The sequence below is a fragment of the Bacillus cereus group sp. MG20 genome (assembly GCF_040459885.1).
GTDB lineage: Bacteria > Bacillota > Bacilli > Bacillales > Bacillaceae_G > Bacillus_A > Bacillus_A cereus.
Map to the genome: position 1 here is coordinate 2460839 of NZ_JARVHF010000001.1, position 22187 is coordinate 2483025.

Sequence of the window (22187 nt, forward strand, 5' to 3'; positions counted from 1 at the left end):
TTAAAAATCTATTTTCAGCAAAAAAAGCGCAGCCATTTCGGCTGCGCTTTTGAATTATTATTTAGTTTCGATTAAACCGTATTTCCCATCTTTACGGCCGTATACAACATTAGTTTCATTTGTATCAGCATTTGTGAAGACGAAGAAATTATGTCCTAGCATATCCATTTGTAGGATCGCTTCTTCAACGTCCATCGGTTTTAAATCGAATCGTTTTGTACGTACAAGTTCTAATTCATCCTCTTCTACCGCATCCAGAACAGCTACTGCTTCTGGAAGGATAAAGTTCGTTTTCACAGAACCTTTCTCACGTAACTTACGATTTACCTTTGTTTTATGTTTACGAATTTGTCGCTCAAGTTTATCAACTACTAAATCGATAGCAGCGTACATATCGCTATTAGTTTCTTCTGCACGAAGTAATAAATCAGTAAATGGAATTGTTACCTCGACACGTTGCTTGTCAGAGTATACTTTTAAATTAACTTTAATCTCTGGGAATGTATCAAAATAACGCTCTAACTTACTTAGTTTTTTCTCTACATATTCCTTTAATGCTGGAGTTACTTCAATATTTTCACCACGAATGTTGAATTTCATAGATGAATTCCTCCTTTCAAGCCTATGTCCTATAATTTCGACATTGGCTTAAAAACTCCTTCTAACTTTTTTAAAAAAATTAGTGGAATTGCGATTTTTTTATCGTTTTTTGTTGAAATGAAAAGATGCATCGTTTCTATCTTTATTTTATCCTATTAACATCATGGATAACGAATATAACTGTGGACAATTCGTTACAGAAAAGAAACAACTTTTTGACAACTTACCCTATAACAAAAAACCCCTTGCAAAAAACAAGAGGTTCTACTACATATATATAACGTTGCCACAAACGCAGCTTTCTCTTCCCAAAACAATATCCCCTACAATTTCACAACGTTAGCTGCTTGTGGTCCACGTGCTCCATCTACAATGTCAAACTCTACTTGTTGCCCTTCTTCTAATGACTTATACCCATCTTGTTGAATAGCAGAAAAATGGACAAATACATCGTCACCATCTTCACGCTCAATAAACCCAAATCCCTTTTCTGCATTGAACCATTTCACTCTTCCTTGCATGTTCATTCCATTCCCTTCACTCTAAAAATCAGGGCATTCGCCCCATATTTTGACTATAACGAATGACAACATATGAAGTCAAAGAAGACTTATCGCCTTTTTATTATCCCTTTCGACACTGCCATATTAACTTCTACAAAGTGTCAAACTAGATACTTCCCTCGCCCCTCTTTCATATAACAAACTTCCGATTTGCCTAACTGTAATTCCAGTCGTATACACATCATCAACGAGTAAAATATGTTGCCCAGAAAACATCTCTTCTCCCTGAAAATAAAAAGGATTGCTCCCTGACACCCTTTCTTTACGTGTCTTCTTACTTTGCTTTTCTGTTTCCCTTCTTCTTAATGATGGATAAGAAATTTTGACAGGTAAACAAGTTGCTAATAACTCAGCTTGATTAAAACCACGTTCAACTTCCCTTTCCTTACTAAGCGGAACAGCGATAACGGTTGAAACATTAGCAAAATACTTTTGAAATAAACTTCGAAAAGGACGATAAAAAATGCGCACTAACTCTGCATCCCCCCGAAACTTAAACTGCGCTACTATTTCTTTCATCTCATCATCATACATATATAACGAACGGTTTTTAAAAGAACGATATTTCGCCTCTTTCATCCACCTTAGACAATCTATACAAATACCGTCTTCTTGAAATGAGGAAGGAACATATTCTAAAGGCCGCCCACACTCCATGCAAATTTCTCCTATAATATAGGAAAGTTTCTGCTCACATCTATCACATATATATTTTCTATGACACTTTACAAAAAAATTGTACCAACTAACCGTTTCTACAAAACACTCATCACAAAGTAAACAATGCATTAATCGATCAATCCTTGTTCTTTCGCATTTTTATTCATACCTTGAATATGTTTTTTCGCGCGCACCATCGCCTCTGTCTTACCATAGTGAAAATAAACGACCTCTCCATACGGTGCTTCAAAACTCCGCCCTGCTCGGCCCGCAATTTGTACGAGTGCACTTTCTGAGAATATTTCTTCTTCCGCCCCTAAAACCGCTACTTGCAAATTTTTTACTGTTACGCCTCGCTCTAAAATTGTCGTTGTAACTAATAATGGGATTTCTCCTTTTCTGAAAGCCGCTACTTTTTCTTTTCTACCCGGATCTTCTGCATGTACACCTTCAATTCGCTTGTTTAATGACTTTAACAACAGGCTTATCTCTTCTATATATCGCACATGGGGAACAAATAAAAAAATAGGATATTTTTTATTTAAGTACGTTTGTAACCACTGTAGTAAAACTCGAGGAATTCTTTTATGAATGAGGCTTTTTTTCCAATTCCCGCACCAACAAAATAAAGGAACTGGCAAAGGATGACGGTGATATCGTCCAGAAACAATAACACCTTTTTGTTCACCTCTTCTAAATTTTCGCTTCCACGTTTCATCTGGAGTCGCAGTTAAATAAATACGCGCCGCTCTTTCTTTCATCGCTTGTTTTACCGCGTACTGTAACATTTGATCTGCACAATATGGAAAAGCATCTATCTCATCTACAACCATGACATGAAACGCCCTATTATAACGCAATAATTGATGCGTGGTTGCAACGACTAGTACTGCATCTTTTTCTTTATCCACACTCCCTCCATATAAAGCCGCTACCTTTATATATGGAAATACTTCTTGTAATCTCGGTGCTAATTCCAGAACAACATCCGTTCTCGGCGTTGCGATACAAACTCTTTCTCCTTTTTGAAGCGCTTCGTTAATACCGTAAAACAACATCTCTGTTTTCCCAGCCCCGCATACAGCCCAAATAAAAAATGATTCTTTTCGCTTAATAGCCTCTATAACTCCTTGCGCCGCCAAATTCTGACCAGTAGACAACGTTCCGCTCCACCGTAACAAGTTTAAATTCTTTTCTCTCTTTCTTTCAGCAATCCCGCGAACAAGTAAAGCACATTCACTTACCCTCCCCATCGTTATACACTTCCGGCAATATGTGCACACTTTACTGCATCTTTTACATAAAAACGACGCAAATAGCCGCTGTTCTATATTTCCACAGCGCTGACATACATATTTAGAAGCCTTCTTTTTTACACCTTGTACACAGACGACCTCTCCCTTCTTTTTCAAATCATTTAATTCCCTCTGTAAATCTGAAGAAAGTTCGTCTAATAGCAACTGTTTCCCCGCTAGCATCGACAATCACCTCCAGCACTACTATAAACCCTTCTTCAAATCCCGTAAAAACTCAAAAAAGTCGATAACCTACTTATAAAATAGTAAGCTATCGACTTTATACACGTTTTTTATTCTTTTATAAATCCTAGAATCGACCGTAACCTAAGAAATGTTTTTGGTTATATGAGCTGTTGATATCACCGTACGCAATTCCTTTATCACTAGCATGAATCATTTGACCATTACCAACGTAAATACCAATGTGAGATGGACCTGCTTTATAAGTACCTTGGAAGAATACTAAGTCCCCTGGCTGTGGGCTACTTACTTTTGAAACTGAATGCCAGTAACCATTAACGTCTTGACGACCTACACCGAATACGTAAGAAATAAATCCACTACAGTCAAAACCACCGTTTGATGGAGATGCACTTCCCCAAACATATGGTAAACCTAAGTATTGTTGTGCTTTACCAATTACGCCAGGAGTCGGAGCTGGGCCTGGTGTCGGTTCTGGTTTTTTATCTTCTTTTTTAGGTACTTCTTTTTTAGGCTCTTCTTTTTTAGGCTCTTCTTTTTGAACTTGTCCACCATTGTTTGCTGGTGCAGCTTGCTCTGCAGGTGCTTGTGCTGGTTGAGCTTGCGCAGCTTTAGCAGCTTGCTCTGCTTGTTTTTGAGCAGCAGCTTCTTGTGCAGCTTTTGCTTGTGCTTCTTCTTCGGCAATACGTTGTAATTGTAATGCTTGTTTTTCAAGCTCTTTCAATTGACTTTCTGTACTTGTCATTGTAGTTACAACTGTATCCATTTTACCGCTTAAATCGTTTACCGCCGTTGCTTTTTTCTCTTTTTCAGCGTCAAGTTCTTTCTTAGCAGTTTCAATTTGAACTTGTGCTTCTTTTAATTCTTTTTGTTTCTCTTTTACCGTTGCAACATCTTTTTTCACACTAGCTTGGTCTTCTTGTTGTGTTTTCATGATATCTTCATCAGACTCAAGAATTTTAGAAACAGAAGTTAAACGATCAACTAAATCTGCAACGTTTTTAGAGTTTACAAGAACTTCTGTTACAACGTTCGTATTTGGCTGTTCTTGAAGTGCAACTAAACGCTTTCTTAATAACTCTTCACGTTTTGCAATCTTCGTTTGTAATTCTGCAATATCTTTATTTTTCTTTTCAATTAATTGCTCAGTATCAGAAACTTTTTTCGTTGTTTCATCAAGCTTTGCAGCATTCTCTTGAACAGACTTATCTAAACCTTGAATTGTTTTGTTTAAGTCATTCATTTGTTTTTGTAATTCATCACGTTCTTGTTGTTGTTTATGTAAAGTGTCATTTTGTGTATTAATTTGTGATTTCACGTCAGAAATTTTATCTTCTGCAAATACATTTGGTGTTAGCCCTGAAAACATTAACCCTGCAACTAATGCGCAAGATGCCATTTTTAGCTTTTTCATTTTATTTTTTACACCGCTTTCTTTTTTCTTTTTCCGTATATAACCTATAAAATTTATACCATAATTCGGGATTTTTTTTGCTAATGTTACGTTTTTGTAAAACAAATGTAATATTATATGTAGCTCTAGCGCAAAATTCGTATATTTTTGTATGTGTTTGTAGAAATTTATATACTTTTCTTACTTCTATAAACAAAGAAAAAACGTAAGGAATCCCTTACGTTTTATTAAATATACGAATACAAATGAAATGCTACTTCATCCATTTCTCAGCCCAATTTTGGACCTCATCCATAACACTTTCTAACGCTTTTCCCTTGTCAGTTAAGCCATACTCGATTCGAACTGGTACTTCTGGATAGACATTACGAACTACAATGCCCTCGCTTTCCAATTCCTTCAAACGCTCTGACAACATACGATCGCTCATATTTGGGATAATATCTGCGATTTCTCTAAAACGTTTCGACTCTTCAAGCAAAGATTTAATAATTAAGCCAGTCCACTTCTTACTAAGCAGAGTAAAAGCTGACTCAAACTTTGGACATAAACAAGAATTATGCTCCATATGTTTCACCTCTCTTCTATTATAATATAGTTTCTTGTAAAAAGTAAGTTATAAAACTTTCCTCATTATTTTATTTTACGTATATTTTACCATTTCCAAATATTAACTTGTCAACTAAACGTAACATACCCGTAAAAAAACCCTCTTAAAAAGAGAGCTTTTTATATCTTTATTACTTCGTATACCATCCAAGACCTAATGCACCTTCACCTAAGTGCGTACCAATTACAGCTCCAAAATAACCTGTACGAATTGTGACGTGAGGATATTTTGCTTCTAATTCTTTCTTCCATTCATTCGCTTCCTCTTCACGTTGCGCATGAATGATAACTGCTTCCATAGGTACACCTTTACTTGCTTGCTCATCAAAAATTTCAATGATACGTTTTAATGCTTTTTTACGTGTACGAATCTTTTCAAACGGAATAATGATTTTATCTCTAAAATATAAAACTGGCTTCACTTGTAACAGACTGCCGATGAAAGCTTGCGCGCTATTTAATCGACCACCACGTTGTAAATGATGTAAATCATCAACTACAAAATAGGCGTCCATCGTTTTCTTCATTTCATCAAAACGAGCAATAATCTCTTTTGGACTCTTTCCTTCACTTGCTAACCTTGCACCTTCACGCACATAAAATCCTTGTACTTCACAACTAATTTCAGAGTCATACGTGTATACATCAATACCCTCTACCATCTGTCCAGCTGTCGTTGATGTTTGATATGTACCACTAATTCCACTTGATAGGTGAATACTAATAACTGCATCATAATCTTTAGCTAGTTCTTCATATAGCTCAACAAACTTTCCGATTGCTGGTTGAGAAGTTTTTGGAAGTTCCTCTTGTTCACGTACTTTCACATAAAAATCATCTGCTGAAATTTCAGCTTCTTCTTGATAAGATTCTGTTCCAAACACAACGTTTAATGGAATCATATATATATTGAGTTCATCACGGATTTGCTTCGGTATATATGCTGTACTATCAGTAACAATAGCTATTTTCATTTTCGTACCTGCCTTATAAAAAGTTTTATTTCCTAATTTTACACGAAAACTACAAATGGTGCATCCATACAGGGAAATGCCGGTTGAAATTATACTCACCATCTCGACAAATTACAACAAAAAGATAAAATACTCACCAAAAACTTCAGCCTATTTAGAAAAAATGTTTGAATATAAAAAGGCTCGCTTTTAAAATGGAAAGTACTAGTCATTTTGATAGATAGGGGCGTATACAAGTGCTATTACAATATTTAACAATCAAAGACTACGGCGAACACGAAATCGTCATTCAAAAATCAAGATTTATTTGTTATATTAGCCGAGCAACGACTGAGGAAGAGGCTCAAGAATTTATACAAAAAATAAAAAAACAGCATTGGAATGCAACACATAATTGTTCCGCTTATTTAATTGGCGAACAAGATCATATTCAAAAAGCAAATGATGACGGCGAGCCTAGCGGTACAGCTGGCGTACCAATGCTAGAAGTACTAAAAAAACGGGGGCTAAAAGATACCGTCGTTGTCGTAACACGCTATTTTGGTGGCATTAAACTTGGCGCAGGTGGATTAATTCGTGCATATGGAAAGTGTACAAGCGAAGGTATTAATCATGTCGGTGTTGTCCAGCGAAAACTAATGCGTGTGATGCAAACCGAGATTGATTACACATTACTTGGCAAAGTAGAAAATGAATTACGTAATTCAAAATATGCCATTAAAGATATACATTATCTAGAAAATGTCACATTTGATACTTATGTAGAAGAAGACGGCAAACAAGCATTTACAAATTGGATGATTGAATTAACAAACGGGAAATGTACAATTACAGAAGGAGATATGTTGTACTTAGAACAAGATGTTATCTAAGCATAACCCTTTTATCACCTTTAAAGATTAATGTAGTGAATTACTTCCCTACAAATGAACTAACGAACTAAGGAGATTATATATGGAAGAACGTTATTATCATCTCCAAAATAGCAGAATAAAAAAGAAGCGAAGAAGGAAACTTTTCTTCTTCCTTATTTTCGCATTTTTATTTGGCAGTATAGGAGTTTATGTGTTAAATTCTTACTCTTCTCTTATGGGGATGTATAGTGGTTTCACTCGTGAAAAATCGGATTTAAGAAACAAAGATGTAGAAATTACAAAGGAACCTTTTACAATTCTCATTATGGGTATAGAAGATTATGCGACAGACGGTCAAAATGGTCGTACAGACTCATTAATGTTTGCAACAGTCAATCCGAAAACGCAAAAGATTTCACTTATGAGTATTCCTCGTGATTCTCGAGTTAAAATTGTTGGTAAAAATAAGGAAGACAAAATTAACGCTGCCCATGCTTACGGCGGAGAAGAAATGGCAATCAAAACTGTCGAAGGCTTTCTAAAAGTTCCTGTAGACCATTATCTTAAAATTGATTTCCAAGGCTTTAAAGGTATCGTTGATGCTGTCGGCGGCGTTACGGTTGACGTACCCTTCGATTTCTGGGAGCGCTCTGACGTAGATTACTACAAAAAAATTCAATTTAAGCAAGGACAGCAAAACTTAAACGGTGAAGAAGCACTTGCTTACGTCCGTATGCGAAAGCAAGATCCAAATGGCGATTATGGTCGAGCTGCTAGACAAAGACAATTACTAGCCGCTGTTGCCCAAAAGCTAAACTCCACCTCTACTGTATTTAAAATTAAAGATTTAACAGCTGTCGTTGGAAAATATGTAAAAACCGACATTCCTATTTCAGACGGACTTGCTCTTTACAATAAACTTTCTGGATTTGATCCTTCTACAATGCAAACGTTAAAGCTTGAAGGCGAAGACAAAAAGATAGGCGGTATTTATTACTTCCTTCCAGATCCAATCAGTGTAGAAACGGTGCGTAACGAAATTGAAAAAGAATTAGGGGAAAAAGCAAAAAATCCAACTACAAAAAACAACTCAAATCCTGATTCAAATTCAAGTTCTAATTCTAACGAACAAGCAAAAAAAGAAACAAACCAAAATAAAACACCAACTGATCCGCCACCTTCTACAAATGCTCATGCAGAGTGGATTATGCGCAATCAGCCGTAACAAAAAGGCCCAATCTATCCGATTGGGCCTTTTTTATTTACTTATTAAAGTGTTGTAAAATTGCTTCTACAATGCGCTCTGATGCACGACCATCACCGTAAGGGTTAGATGCTTTCGCCATCTTATCATGAGCTTCTTTATCTGATAACAACTCATCTGCAAGACCAAAGATTGTCTCTTCGTCTGTTCCTGCTAATTTCAGCGTACCTGCTTCAATACCTTCAGGGCGCTCTGTTGTATCACGAAGAACAAGAACTGGTACCCCAAGTGATGGAGCTTCTTCTTGTACACCACCAGAATCCGTTAACATTAAGTATGAACGAGCTGCAACATTGTGGAAATCAATTACATCTAGCGGCTCAATTAAATGAATACGATTATGTTCACCTAAAATTTCATTTGCTATTTCACGAACAACAGGGTTCATATGAACAGGGTACACAACTTGTACATCTTCATGCTTATCAACAAGACGCTTAATTGCACGGAACATATTACGCATAGGTTCACCTAAGTTTTCACGACGGTGAGCTGTCATAAGTACAAGACGATCATTTCCAAGTTTCTCTAGTACAGGATGACTATATGTTTCTTTTACAGTCGTTTGCAGCGCGTCAATCGCTGTATTTCCTGTGATGAAAATACGTGACTCATCTTTATTTTCCTTCTGTAAGTTCGTTGCTGATTTTGCTGTTGGTGAGAAATGAAGATCCGCCATTACACCTGTTAATTGACGATTCATCTCTTCTGGGTATGGAGAATACTTATCCCACGTACGAAGGCCCGCCTCAACATGACCTACTGGAATTTGATTATAAAAAGCAGCTAAGCTTGCAATAAATGTTGTTGTTGTATCACCATGTACAAGTACAATATCCGGCTTCGCTTCTTTCATTACTTTATCCAAACCTTCTAAACCGCGCGTTGTAACATCAATTAAAGTTTGGCGGTCTTTCATGATATTTAAATCGAAATCTGGCGTAATTCCAAAGATATTTAATACTTGATCTAACATTTGGCGATGCTGTGCTGTTACAGTCACAATTGATTCAATTTTTTCTGGGTGTTTTTGCAACTCTAATACAAGAGGTGCCATTTTAATTGCTTCTGGACGTGTCCCGAAAATTGTCATTACTTTTAAACGTTCAGTCATGTGATTGCCTCTTTTCTTTCACTAATTACAGCTTCTATTATGACATATAAAAATATGCATGAGTACATCCCTTTTTAACGCATAACAGAAACTTTTCTATTACAAATACTTTTTCTGCCCACCGAGTAATAATCTATCTTTTGTTTCTTAACATCTTCATCAGTATAACAATTTCTCCCATCGAATAAAATAGGCTCTCTCATAAGTTGTACGTACTTTTCTAACGGGTACACTCGAATAGCTTCCCATTCTGTTACGATAAAAACCCCACTCGCATCTCTAATCGATTCATCTATACAATTACTGTATTGTATAGCATCTCCAAATATATTTTTCACATATTGAATTGCTTTTGGGTCGTAAAGAACAATATCTGCACCTATATTAAGTAATGCTTCTATTATAATAAGAGATGATGCCTCTCTAATATCATCCGTATTCGGTTTAAATGATGCGCCAAGAACTGCAATCCGCTTTTTATTCATGTTCATGACTTTTTTCGCTTTTTCAATCAATAGCAGTTGTTGCTTATTATTTACTTCAATAACCGCTTTTAACAAACGAAAATCATGAGCAACATTTCCCGCAATTTGCACCAGCGCTTTCGTATCTTTTGGAAAACATGATCCCCCGTATCCAATACCTGCATTTAAAAAAGATGCACCAATCCTCTGATCCATTCCCATCCCTTTAGCAACATCCAATACATTTGCGCCTACCTTCTCACATATATTTGAAATTTCATTAATGAAACTAATCTTTGTAGCTAAAAAGGCATTCGATGCGTATTTAATCATCTCTGCACTTTTAATATCTGTAACATACGTTTCTAAGCATAATTGGCTATACAAACTCTCTACTCTTCTTGCTACTTCCTCACTATCCGCTCCAATTACAATACGATCTCCATGAAAGAAATCATAAATACCTGAACCTTCACGCAAAAACTCTGGATTCGATACGATATGTACTGTATGCCTCCCTTTTAACTTCTCCTCAATCCATCCCTTCATTACATCATTTGTACCTACTGGAACTGTACTTTTCGTAACAACAATAATATCGTTCGTCGCATATAATCCAATATCGTTACAAGCACTCTGAATATACGTTAAATCCGCCGTCCCATCTAATAAAGATGGTGTTCCAACTGCAATAAATATAAACTCTACATCATCAAATGCCTCTTCTTTATTTGATGTAAAAATTAAAGCATTATTCTTATATGCATGATTTATTAATTCATGTAATCTAACCTCATAAATAGGTAAATCGCCTTGTTTTATTCGTTTAATTTTTTCATCATCTATATCAAAACATGTAACTGAATGCCCCAACTTTGCCAATCCTACTCCTGTAATCAATCCAACATATCCAGTACCTATTATCGTAATTTTCATTTCCTTTTCGCACAGGAATTTACAATAGAAAAGATATGAAATACAGAATTCTCCCTGTGCTTCCCCCTCTCACATTAAAAATGAGAAAACCCTTTTCCTTCTTCATTATATGAATTACTCCCCTTATTTTTTTTAAAGTTTTTGTAAAATTAAATGCACTATAATATAAAGTGAAACTTTAATTAGTGGGAATGGGGCTACTAGTTGACGCGAGATAAATTCCCACATTTTAACATGAAACTTACTCATTTCTACGTGTAACACTTATAATACTGAACTAAAAGTATTCACTATCGAAGAAAAAAAGGAAATGTCATATTCCAAAGTCCAGTACGATTAACCTTCTCATATGATGCAACATTCTATATACAATTGTCATATATTCTATCCGCTTCCATTAACCGTAAAGAGAAAAAAAGATTGAATTCTAATCTTTTTGTGATACCATATGTTATGAGCCTGTAAATAAACATCATAATTTTCAGATAAATATATTTTCAAAAAAAAAATTACGTTAGAATATAAAGGGTGGGGTATTAATGGACTCACAAGTGATTTATGCCATTTTGGCATCTTTCATCACTGTACTCGTCGTTACTCCTTTAGTTATTAAATTAGCTTTTAAAATAGGAGCGACAGATAAGCCAAACGCACGTAAAGTGCACCAAAAGATTATGCCACGTCTTGGCGGGTTAGCAATATTTATTGGTGTAGCTGTAGGATTTGTTGTCGGCGGCTTATATGAGCAAAGAATGTTATCGATAACACTAGGTGCGATTATCATTGTAATCATCGGAATTTTAGATGATATGTACGAGTTATCTGCGAAAGTAAAATTCGGTGGACAACTGTTAGTTGCCATTATGATTGTAAAAAGTGGATTATTAGTGCAAGTATTATATATCCCATTCCTTGGGGATACTGAACTTGGATGGCTTGCTTATCCAATTACAGTATTTTGGCTTGTAGGTATTACGAATGCAATCAACTTAATTGACGGCTTAGATGGATTATCTGCTGGTATTTCATCTATCGTACTTGCAACGCTAGCATATATGGCCTTCACTAGCCCATGGGGTACTGGAACAGCTATTATCTTGCCACTCGCATTAATTATATTAGCAAGTACAATTGGATTTTTATTCTTCAACTTCCATCCAGCAAAAATTTTCATGGGAGATACAGGAGCACTATTTTTAGGATACTGTATTTCTGTTATATCGTTACTTGGATTATACAAAAGTGTAACGTTATTCAGCTTTATCGTTCCAATTATCATTTTAGGTGTACCTATATTTGATACGATATTTGCAATCATCCGTCGTATCGTAAATAAAAAACCTATTTCAGCACCAGATAAATCGCATTTACATCACCGCTTACTTGCAATGGGATTCTCTCATCGTAAAACGGTACTAATTATATACGCATTCGGTATTTTCTTTAGTGTAAATGCCATTATTTTCACTAGTGCAACGTTATGGTTATCCATTATTCTTCTTTTCGCTTTGATTTTCTTCACAGAAATCATTGCTGAAATAATCGGGCTTGTACATGAACGTTACAAACCACTTATTTCCTTTTATAAAAAAGTGAAAAAACGCGAAGACTAATTGTAGTATAGCCTTTACCATTATGAAATATTCAAATAGCATCCTTTAGGATGCTATTTTTTATTCCTTATTTTATATTTCCAAAATATAGATTGTTTGAGAGTTCCTCTATTGGAGAAAGATATACATAATAAGAAAAGTATCAAGTTTTTTTACATCTTGATTGTCAAACTGAGGGTGAATGTTATGATCAAGCGAGTATTTCAATGTATTATTTTATTCTTAACAATTACTATGTACGCATCATCTAATACTGAAGCAACAACCGTTATTCCTGCTGAACATCATCCAAATACTGAAACAACTTCTCCTACACAAAAAATTGCGTACTTAACATTTGATGACGGACCAAACAAATATACGACGCAAATTTTAAACATCTTAAAAGAAAAGAACGGAAAAGCAACTTTCTTTGTTATTGGCGGAAAAGTGCCGCATTACAGAAAAACGATGCAACGATTAATTAAAGAAGGACATTATATCGGGCTCCATAGCATGTCACATGATGTAAAACGCCTTTACACTGGTGACCCTTCCACTTTAATTGCAGAAATGGAACAAACACAAAGCATTGTCCAGCAAGTTACGAAATTAAATACACATCTCGTTCGCGTTCCATATGGTAGTATGCCTTACTTAAAAAAGAATTACCGTGATGCACTTGTATCAGCCCAGTATAAAATGTGGGATTGGACGATCGATACTTATGACTGGAAAAGCTATGATAATCCTTCTGCCATACTCGAAAGAGTGCGTAATCAAAGTGATGAACAAGTCGAAGTTATTTTAATGCATGATTCGAGTGTGACTGTACAAATACTGCCAAAAGTAATTGATTATTTACAGTCACAAGGATACAAACTTCTTCCCTATAATCCATCTTCTCACCTCGAGGTAAATTTTTGGAAAGACACAAGATTGTAACAGCTTTAGTACTTCTAGACTAAAGCTGTTTTATTTTTCTCTTCCCACCCTTCCCATTTTTGTGTAAAATTTTAAATAGTGATGAAGTTTCGAGGTGAATGGAAATGAAACGAATAGATCTCATTTTTAATGCAATACAAGAAGGAAATTATACAGAAGGTGTAACCGCATCAGAACTCGCTACATTTCTACAACTAGATCGCGCCAATGTGAGTAGCGACTTAAACAAACTTGTAAAAGATAAACGGTTATTAAAAACAAATACGCGACCTGTTCGTTTTTACATAGAAACGAACACTTCGTTGGAAACGCATTCAAAAGACATAACTTCATTAGATACATTTGCAATTGAAAATACGAGCCTTAAAATCGCAATTGAAAAAGCGAAAGCTTCTATTCTCTACCCTCCAAACGGTATGCATACTTTACTACTAGGAGAAACAGGGGTCGGAAAGTCTATGTTTGCTTCTTTAATGCACGAATATGCAATTGAAGTTGAACAGCTTCCCAAAAATGCACCATTTATCGTCTTTAACTGTGCTGATTACGCAAACAATCCACAACTACTACTTGGACAGTTATTTGGGATTAAAAAAGGGGCTTACACAGGTGCAAGTGATCAAAAAGGATTAATTGAAAAAGCTCATGAAGGAATTCTCTTCTTAGATGAAGTACATCGTCTGCCTCCAGAGGGACAAGAAATGCTCTTCACCTTTATTGACCGCGGAGTATACCGCCGCCTTGGAGAAACAGAAAACGAACGTAAAGCACAAGTATTAATCATTACTGCAACAACAGAAGAACCAAATTCCTTTTTATTAAAAACATTTACAAGACGTATACCGATGACTGTTACGCTGCCACCACTTCGTGAGCGTACACATAAAGAACGCTTTGCTTTACTACAGCTATTTTTCACAAATGAAGCAATTCGTCTGCGAAAAGAAATTCACGTTAGCCCAAATGCAATGCGTGCTTTCGTCTTTTACAATTGTCCCAATAACATCGGTCAATTAAAAACGGATGTTCAAATCGCCTGTGCGAAAGCCTATTCTGACTTCGTGACAAAGAAACGTGATTCTGTCTATGTTTCAAGTACAGATTTACCTTGGTATATGAAAGAAGGACTGTTCATTGAAAGAAAGAGCCGTCACTTATATCAAATACCAAATGAAACATTTGTATTTACAGGTGATGAAGGTTGGAGTAATCATAAAACAGAAGATGAAAAACGCTCTTCTATTTACGATTATATTGATTATAAATACGAAGAACTTCAAGCACGTGGTATTGAAGAGGAAGAATTAGAATTACTAATAGAAAATGATGTTCAAAGCTTTTTCGTACAATATTTTAACCAAATATCAAAAAAAACAAGCCATGAAAATGTTTTTAAAATTGTGGATCGTAATATCGTGTCCGTATGTGAAAAAATAGCGGAACTTGCTGAAAAGCATTTATCTAAGACGTTTGATGAAAAAGTATTTCTCGCTTTAAGCTTACATGTACAGACAACTCTACAACGTTTACAAAGTGGAAAACAAATACATCACCCACAATTAAATCAAATTCGTACGAAATATAAAGAAGCCTTTTCCGTAGCCATGCAATGCATTCAACTACTGGAGGAAGAATTACAAATAACAATGCCTATTGATGAAGCTGGCTTTTTAACAATGTTCTTCGTTGTTGATCCAATTCCTGCCTCACAAACAGAAGTAAAAGTATTAATATTAGCACACGGTAATGGCATCGCAACTGAAATGGCAAACGTTGCAAACGAACTTCTCGGCATTGAGGAAGTAACCGGTATTGATATGCCGTTACACGAATCACCGAAAGATTTCTTAGAGCGTGTGAAAGTTTATATGAAAACACTCCAAAATGTAAATGGGCTTCTTTTACTTGTTGATATGGGGTCACTTGCTTATATCGGTGACATATTAGAAACGGAATTCAAAATTCCTGTACGTGTTCTCTCGATGACGAGCACACCACATGCACTAGAAGCAGCTCGAAAAGCTCAGCTCGGTTATTCATTAGATGCGCTATATGAAACAGTAAAAAATTTAACACCGTTTTACTTAAACGTACAAGAAGAAAAGAAAAAACCTCTCTCTCCAATGAAATCTGTTATTTTAACAGCTTGTTTAACTGGTGAAGGAAGTGCTTTAGCTATTCAAAAAATGTTAGAGAACTATTTACGATTTGATAAAGACTTAATTGAAATTATTCCGATTAGTATCGTCCATGAAAAAGATTTAACGAAAATGATCGAGAACATAAAAAAAGAGCGTAACATCATTTGTATCGTCACGAATTTCGATGTGCAAGTGCCGTGCTTAACATATCATTTCCAAGACATCGTAAACTACACAGCGATTCAGCCCATTCAAGAATTAATTACGTATGAAGAAACATATGCAAAAATGGCGGATATTCTTGAACAACAAATGCAACGTAACGATGGGGCATTACTGATTAAAACAATTCGTTACGCATTAAATACAATCCAAGAATTAATTTCCTTACAGCTAACTCCTGATAGCTTAATGGGTGTTATTCTGCATATGAGCTGTATGGTTGACCGTCTCCAAAAAGGAGAAAGCCTTCTTCCTCATCCTGATAAGGAGAAAAGGAGACAAGATGAATACTGGATGTATATGAAAGTAAAAAAAGCATTGCAACCAATTGAAAATACATTTGAAATACAAATACCAGATGACGAAGTATTTTACGTTATGGACTTCTTTATTAAAAATCAACCTGTGAAAAATTAATCGAGGCAGTTTTTAAAAATATCGACCGTAACGCGAGTTATATCAGCGATTATTGAAATATATCGGCGCAACGCGAGTTATATCAGCGTTTTTCAAAATATATCGATTTACCGACAATAATCGCTAAAACTAGCACCTTATATAATGAGAAAAGGCTGTTCCAACATATGGACAGCCTTTTCCTCTACTTCTTTACTTTTCTAACTCGCCCTCTTATTTCTCCTCTTTTTTGTGATTTCGTATGAACATTAACATATACATTTGCTTGAATAATTTCTTGAAGTAAATGTACAAATGATTTCCCTTGTAAAGGTCCCTCAAAATCCTCCACATTCACTACACCAGTAATACTTCCCTCGTTCAAGCTAATCCCTTGCTCCAGTGGACCATACAAATATAAAACAACAGGACCAATTTGAGTAGACTTCCCTAAATGAATTTGACACGATGTAACCTTTTCTATATTTTTTAGTATTACTCTGTAATGCAATTTCGTTAAATCATCACTAAAAATAAACTCTGCTACCCCAAAAGCTTCTGTATTTACAGGAGGCACTTCCCTCTTACCTGTTAACCTGGCAAAGAAATGTGTTGTCATAAGGCATTCTCCTTATATAAATTTCCCAGCACTACTTCTACTACTTTATGGTTTAGACATAATCATTTATGACTTTTTCAATTTTAATTACAAAGAAAAGATTCACAAAATCTTTACATTAGATTTGTTCCTTTTGCTTTACCACTTCTTGTATAATGCACATAGCAAAAACATTCTAGGAGGTTATTTTGAAAAAAAACAAACACACCTTTCACACATTATTAGAGATTTTTCTCGTCTCATTTAAATTAGGACTTACTTCATTCGGCGGTCCTGTCGCTCATCTCGGCTATTTTCACCACGAATACGTGCAAAAAAGAAAATGGATGGATGAACGAAGCTATGGAGATTTAGTAGCGCTATGTCAATTCCTTCCTGGTCCTGCCAGCAGTCAAGTCGGTATGGGGGTTGGATTATTACGGGGCGGGCTTTTAGGAGCTATTATTTCATGGATTGGATTCACTTTACCGTCTGTCCTTGTTTTAGTTTTCTTCGCCTCATTCCTTAATCAGTTCGATCTTGGGAGTGCTGGCTGGATTCATGGACTAAAACTTGTAGCAGTCGCTATTGTCGCTCACGCCATATGGGGAATGGCGCAAAAGTTAACTCCAGATCGCAACCGTGCGACGATTGCGATTGTAACTGCCGCAATCGCCTTATTATGGCCAAGTAGCTGGACGCAAGTGATCCTCATTATAATATGTGGCTTTATCGGCTGGTTTTTATATCGCAACCAACCAATTAGCCAATCTCAGCATATAAAAGTACCTATTTCAAAAAAGATAGCAGTTTCTTGTCTCGTCTTATTCTTTGGACTCTTACTACTGCTACCAATATTAAGACCGTTCTCTTATTACATCGCTTTATTTGATAGTTTCTATCGCTCTGGCGCACTTGTATTTGGAGGAGGACACGTCGTGCTACCCCTTCTTGAAGGTGAGTTCGTACAAAACGGAATGATGACGAAAGAACAGTTCCTAGCTGGATACGGATTAACACAAGCAGTACCAGGACCACTATTTACATTCGCCTCGTATATAGGAGCAGTGTTAAACGGGACGCTTGGGGCAATACTCGCAACAATTGCGATTTTCCTCCCTGCTTTCTTACTCGTCATTGGTGTTTTACCATTTTGGAACAGTGTGAGAAAAATATCATTCATACAAGGCGCACTACTTGGTGTTAACGCCGCAGTTGTTGGTATTTTAATTGCCGCTTTTTACGATCCCATTTGGACGAGTACAATTATAAATGCTTCAGATTTCGTTTTCGCTTCGCTTCTTTTTTGCTTACTAGCTTTTTGGAAAACACCACCTTGGGTTATCGTTATACTCGGAGCCTTTGGCGGATATATTCTGTCCATTTTATAAATAGAAAAAACGACGGCATGATGTAGCCGTCGTTTTTCTATTAGAACTTCACAAGCTCTATTCCTTCTGGCAACTCACTCTCTGTTAAAATACGCAATTCCTTCACTCGATCCATTACGTAAGAAGAACGTTTCACAAGCTCTGGATCAATATAAGCTGGATGAACCATAATTTCTACCGTTTGTTCACCTTGTACTCTTTCTTTTAACTTCACAAAGTAATCTTCCGTCACACCATCCGCATAAAAGTCACTGTAAAACACATCAGAAAATGGATGCACCGCTCTATCTTCCTCACAACGACGAATCGGAACATTATATTTAGCCGCTAATCTCTCAAGAACATCATGTAAAATCGGTAAACCATGCACATGATGATGACTATCTAAATGAGTTGGTGTTAATCCGTAAGATAAAAACTTCTCAATTTGAGCAGTCCATTCTCTCTCAACTTCTTCTGGATTTATATTCCCTTCCCTTACAACACTTTGTTTATGAAACGATCCGTCGCTACCTACAAGTGATGGTACGTCTCCAAGAAGTGGTTCCCCTGCTGTTAATACGAGATGTACGCCTACTCCGAGTAGGTTGTACTCTTTCGCTAAGCGTACCGCATGCTCTGTTCCTGGCATATTCATCATCATCGTCGTTGAATTTACAAGTCCATTTATATGCCCATCAATAATGCCGTAATTTGTACCCTCTGTAAGACCGAAATCATCTGCATTTACAATTAACTTAATCATCATAATACCTCCTAATAGAATAAAAAAAGCGGGCTAAATAGCGCCGCTTTTACTTCTCTACCTTTTTAAAGAACTGTGGAAGATACTCTTTATGTGCTTCCAACATTTCATCTAAAATTTGTTTTGCAACTTTATCTGATGGTACAAGTGGATTGATTGTCATAGCAAGCAGCGCCTTATGATAATCCCCTGTAACAGCAGCTTCAATTGTTGTGCGCTCGAATGATTTAATTTGTTGTACTAAACCGCGAACTGGTACTGGAAGATCTCCCACTGCAATTGGTTTTGGACCTTCTTTCGTAATAATACAGTTCACTTCAACAGCAGAATCATGTGGTAAGCTTGCAATTGTTCCGTTGTTTCGTGTATTAACAGGCTGGATATCACCTTTATTATTGTAAATAGACGTAATTAGGCTACATGCTGCATCACTATAATAAGCTCCGCCACGTTTTTCTAATTGTGGTGGTTTAATATCTAAGTTCGGGTCTTTATATAACTCAAATAAATCATTTTCTAATTGTTTTACTACTTCTGCACGTGTACCTTTTTCAACAGAAGCTTCTTTCTCTTCTTCTAACATTTCACGTGTTTTGTAGTAGTAACGATGGTATGGACATGGAATTGCACGAAGTCCGCGAATAAAGTCTGGTTCCCAGTTAAGCGCTGCGATATTTTCCATCGTAATTTGCTTTTCTGGATCTGTTACAAGCTCTAGCACGCGGTCCATTACACTCACGCCATCTAAATATACGTCTAGTCCGTATACCATATGATTTAAACCTGCGAAATCAACGTGAACACGACTCGCATCTACTTCAAGTAATCTTGCAAGACCCATACGAATTCCGATTGGAACGTTACATAGACCAACTACTCTTTGAATATTTGTATAACGAAGGACAGCTTCTGTTACCATACCAGCTGGATTTGCAAAGTTAATTAACCATGCATTCGGACAGAGCTCCTCCATATCTTTACAAATATCTAAAATAACAGGAATCGTTCTCAACGCTTTGAATAGACCACCAGGACCATTCGTTTCCTGACCGATTACATCATATTTTAACGGGATTGCTTCATCTTTTGCACGTGCTTCTAATAAACCAACGCGAAGTTGTGTTGTTACGAAGTCAGCATCTTTTAATGCCTCACGGCGATCAAGTGTTAAATGTACCTCGATTGGTAAACCTGATTTTTTCACCATACGTTTCGCTAAGTTACCAACGATTTCTAACTTTTCTTTTCCTGCCTCGATATCTACTAACCAAATTTCACGAACAGGCAGTTCATCATAACGCTTAATAAATCCTTCAATTAATTCTGGTGTATAACTAGATCCACCGCCGATTGTAGCAATTTTAATTCCAGTCATGCTTTATTCCCCTTTCGCTTCAAGCTTTTTATAAAGATCGATAAACTCTGCTGCTAATTCTTTCACTGTAATCGCATTCATTAAATGATCTTGTGCGTGAATTAAAAGAACACTAATCTCTGTTTTTTCTCCTCTTGCTTCTGATTGTATGAGCTCTGTTTGGAAATGATGCGCTTCATTAATCGCTTCTTTCGCCTTTACCATCGCTTCATCTGCTTCTGCCATTTTCCCCTGTTTGGCAAATTGAAGTGCCTCCATCGCAAAGCTTCGTGCGTTACCACTATTTAAAATCAATTGGAATGGAATTTGTTCTGCTGTAGTCATCATAATTACCGCCCTCTCTATAAGGTTCAACCGATTTAAATACCCCTTCAGTTTGAACATCTCTATTAAAGTTTTAATTTATTAATGATAGTTTGGTGTTCTTGCAGATGTATTTCATCTTTTTGAACATGATATAAAGGTAATTATTCTGACGAGCTATAAGAACTCGCCAGAATAATATTTTTTAAAGTGATACTGAATTGTCGCTTCCTTTTGTTTCAGCTTTTGCAGCCTGTACATAAGTACGGTCACACATTAATACGAATGGATAGTAAATTACTACCGCGATTGCAAAGTTTACCACTTGTAGTGCTGCACCAGCGATGCTTCCGCCCGCTACAAGATAACCACTAAAGATTGGTGGCATTGTCCAAGGAACTAAAGCAACTGTTTTTGGTACCCACCCTAAAGAAATCGCTGTATAAGAAGTAATAACTAATACAACCGGTGTAAGTACGAATGGAATGATTAACGCTGGATTTAATACGATTGGTGTACCGAAAATAACTGGTTCGTTAATATTGAAGAAACCAGGACCGATAGATACGCGACCTACACCACGAAGTTGCGCACTTTTTGCAACAAGCATTACCGCTACTAAGAATGCTAATGTTGCACCTGATCCGCCGATGTATACGTATACATCAAAGAATGGCTTTGTGAAAATGTGCGGTACATCATATGCAGACATACCATCGTTAAATAATTTAATGTTCTTTTCTAGTGCTGGTAAATAAATTGGGTCGATAATACCACCGATAATATTAGGACCATGTAATCCGAAGAACCATAATACGTGAATAAGTAATGCGATAATAATTGCACTTGGTAACGTACCTGCTAAACCTTGTAATGGTAATTGAATTGTTTCAAATACGATTTTATGAATACTTGTTCCCGCTAATTTCACAGCTAACTGAATACTTGCTGTTACGATTAAAATAACGAATGCTGGAACTAATGCTGCGAATGATTTCATTACTGCTGGTGGAACACCCTCTGGCATCTTAATTGTAATATCCCTTTGAACAAAGAACCTGAATACCTCGGTTACAAGAAGAGCTACAATGATAGAAACGAATAAACCTTGTGATCCTGTCCAAGCTAAATCAATACCGCCTTCTTTTGGCGTTGTCGGAGATATAATAATTAATGCACCGAATGTAATAATTGCTGCTGACAACGCGTCTACACCGTAAGATTTCGCTAAATTATAACTTATCCCAACTGCGGCTATGAGAGCTAATATTGCAAAGGACCCTGTCCACATACCACCGCCGATATCTTTCCAAACATCTCCAAATGCACCCTTCATAAGTTTTTGGAATGCATCAACTGGTAGATTATTTATAAGTACTGCAAACGATCCAACTAAAATAAGAGGCATAACTGCGATAAAACCATCACGGATTGCAACTAAATGACGCTGCGATCCGATTCTTCCTGCGACTGGAACTAAATATTTCTCCATAAATGCAATAAACTTTTGCATTTCGCTTCCCCCCTA

The 22187-nt window shown here is 36.4% G+C and carries 20 protein-coding genes; 6 read left to right on the plus strand and 14 right to left on the minus strand.

Annotation, left to right across the window (positions count from 1 at the left end):
* Window positions 1–57: 57 nt before the first annotated feature.
* From hpf to QCI81_RS12780, 7 genes are all read right to left on the minus strand, one after another.
* Window positions 58–600: a ribosome hibernation-promoting factor, HPF/YfiA family gene (gene hpf, locus QCI81_RS12750; protein WP_000671193.1), complete on the minus strand. Its 543-nt coding sequence runs from the start codon at window positions 598–600 to the stop codon at window positions 58–60.
* Between the two features lie 323 nt (window positions 601–923).
* The gene (gene cspC / locus QCI81_RS12755) at window positions 924–1121 is read right to left on the minus strand and encodes a cold shock protein CspC (protein ID WP_001990088.1); all 198 of its coding nucleotides are present in this window, start codon (window positions 1119–1121) and stop codon (window positions 924–926) included.
* A gap of 126 nt (window positions 1122–1247) precedes the next feature.
* The gene (locus tag QCI81_RS12760; protein WP_071731494.1) at window positions 1248–1952 is read right to left on the minus strand and encodes a ComFC family protein; all 705 of its coding nucleotides are present in this window, start codon (window positions 1950–1952) and stop codon (window positions 1248–1250) included.
* The gene (gene comFA / locus QCI81_RS12765) at window positions 1952–3301 is read right to left on the minus strand and encodes an ATP-dependent helicase ComFA (RefSeq protein WP_071731493.1); all 1350 of its coding nucleotides are present in this window, start codon (window positions 3299–3301) and stop codon (window positions 1952–1954) included. Before comFA ends, QCI81_RS12760 begins: the two co-directional genes overlap by 1 nt.
* A gap of 127 nt (window positions 3302–3428) precedes the next feature.
* Complete coding sequence (locus tag QCI81_RS12770; protein ID WP_071731492.1) at window positions 3429–4841, minus strand: C40 family peptidase; 1413 nt, start codon at window positions 4839–4841, stop codon at window positions 3429–3431.
* 148 nt (window positions 4842–4989) lie between these two features.
* Window positions 4990–5304 carry a winged helix-turn-helix transcriptional regulator gene (locus QCI81_RS12775; RefSeq protein WP_000400857.1) on the minus strand — a complete coding sequence of 105 codons (315 nt, stop codon included), beginning with the start codon at window positions 5302–5304 and terminating at the stop codon, window positions 4990–4992.
* Window positions 5305–5476: 172 nt separating this feature from the next.
* Window positions 5477–6319, minus strand: a complete 843-nt coding sequence (locus tag QCI81_RS12780; protein ID WP_000684727.1) for a DegV family protein — start codon at window positions 6317–6319, stop codon at window positions 5477–5479.
* A 236-nt stretch (window positions 6320–6555) separates the two neighbouring features.
* Between QCI81_RS12780 and QCI81_RS12785 the strand changes: the two genes are divergently transcribed.
* Both QCI81_RS12785 and QCI81_RS12790 read left to right on the plus strand, forming a co-directional pair.
* Window positions 6556–7191 (plus strand): YigZ family protein, encoded by a 636-nt coding sequence (locus tag QCI81_RS12785; RefSeq protein ID WP_000926670.1) that lies wholly within the window; start codon window positions 6556–6558, stop codon window positions 7189–7191.
* Between the two features lie 82 nt (window positions 7192–7273).
* Entirely contained in the window at window positions 7274–8398 is a 1125-nt protein-coding gene (locus QCI81_RS12790) for an LCP family protein (RefSeq protein WP_353810780.1), read from the plus strand.
* Window positions 8399–8435: 37 nt separating this feature from the next.
* Here the strand turns inward: QCI81_RS12790 and wecB are convergent, their stop codons facing one another.
* A complete protein-coding gene (gene wecB, locus QCI81_RS12795) occupies window positions 8436–9551 on the minus strand; it encodes a non-hydrolyzing UDP-N-acetylglucosamine 2-epimerase (protein WP_000140121.1) in 1116 nt (371 codons plus the stop codon).
* 74 nt (window positions 9552–9625) lie between these two features.
* Complete coding sequence (locus QCI81_RS12800; protein ID WP_098818455.1) at window positions 9626–10951, minus strand: UDP-glucose dehydrogenase family protein; 1326 nt, start codon at window positions 10949–10951, stop codon at window positions 9626–9628.
* A 539-nt stretch (window positions 10952–11490) separates the two neighbouring features.
* On the opposite strand from QCI81_RS12800, the gene QCI81_RS12805 reads away from it, so the two are divergent.
* The 3 genes from QCI81_RS12805 to QCI81_RS12815 all read left to right on the plus strand — a co-directional run bounded on the left by QCI81_RS12805 (window position 11491) and on the right by QCI81_RS12815 (window position 16268).
* Window positions 11491–12564 carry a glycosyltransferase family 4 protein gene (locus QCI81_RS12805; protein ID WP_000378306.1) on the plus strand — a complete coding sequence of 358 codons (1074 nt, stop codon included), beginning with the start codon at window positions 11491–11493 and terminating at the stop codon, window positions 12562–12564.
* A 186-nt stretch (window positions 12565–12750) separates the two neighbouring features.
* A complete protein-coding gene (locus QCI81_RS12810) occupies window positions 12751–13488 on the plus strand; it encodes a polysaccharide deacetylase family protein (protein WP_016513232.1) in 738 nt (245 codons plus the stop codon).
* A 104-nt stretch (window positions 13489–13592) separates the two neighbouring features.
* Window positions 13593–16268, plus strand: coding sequence for a sigma-54-dependent transcriptional regulator (locus QCI81_RS12815; RefSeq protein ID WP_078994120.1), 2676 nt, complete (start codon window positions 13593–13595; stop codon window positions 16266–16268).
* A 184-nt stretch (window positions 16269–16452) separates the two neighbouring features.
* Here QCI81_RS12815 and exsM read toward each other — a convergent pair whose 3' ends face one another.
* On the minus strand, window positions 16453–16866 hold the full coding sequence (gene exsM / locus QCI81_RS12820; protein WP_000207046.1) for an exosporium regulatory protein ExsM: 414 nt from the start codon (window positions 16864–16866) through the stop codon (window positions 16453–16455).
* Between the two features lie 188 nt (window positions 16867–17054).
* Between exsM and QCI81_RS12825 the strand changes: the two genes are divergently transcribed.
* Window positions 17055–18236, plus strand: a complete 1182-nt coding sequence (locus tag QCI81_RS12825; protein WP_090978141.1) for a chromate transporter — start codon at window positions 17055–17057, stop codon at window positions 18234–18236.
* Between the two features lie 40 nt (window positions 18237–18276).
* On the opposite strand, the gene chbG is transcribed toward QCI81_RS12825, so the two are convergent.
* The 4 genes from chbG to celB form a co-directional block, all read right to left on the minus strand.
* Entirely contained in the window at window positions 18277–18981 is a 705-nt protein-coding gene (gene chbG / locus QCI81_RS12830) for a chitin disaccharide deacetylase (RefSeq protein WP_016079721.1), read from the minus strand.
* Window positions 18982–19030: 49 nt separating this feature from the next.
* A complete protein-coding gene (celF, locus tag QCI81_RS12835; RefSeq protein WP_000145762.1) occupies window positions 19031–20356 on the minus strand; it encodes a 6-phospho-beta-glucosidase in 1326 nt (441 codons plus the stop codon).
* 3 nt (window positions 20357–20359) lie between these two features.
* Window positions 20360–20683: a PTS lactose/cellobiose transporter subunit IIA gene (locus QCI81_RS12840; RefSeq protein WP_000989050.1), complete on the minus strand. Its 324-nt coding sequence runs from the start codon at window positions 20681–20683 to the stop codon at window positions 20360–20362.
* Between the two features lie 181 nt (window positions 20684–20864).
* Window positions 20865–22172 carry a PTS cellobiose transporter subunit IIC gene (gene celB / locus QCI81_RS12845; protein ID WP_098852417.1) on the minus strand — a complete coding sequence of 436 codons (1308 nt, stop codon included), beginning with the start codon at window positions 22170–22172 and terminating at the stop codon, window positions 20865–20867.
* Window positions 22173–22187: the final 15 nt, after the last annotated feature.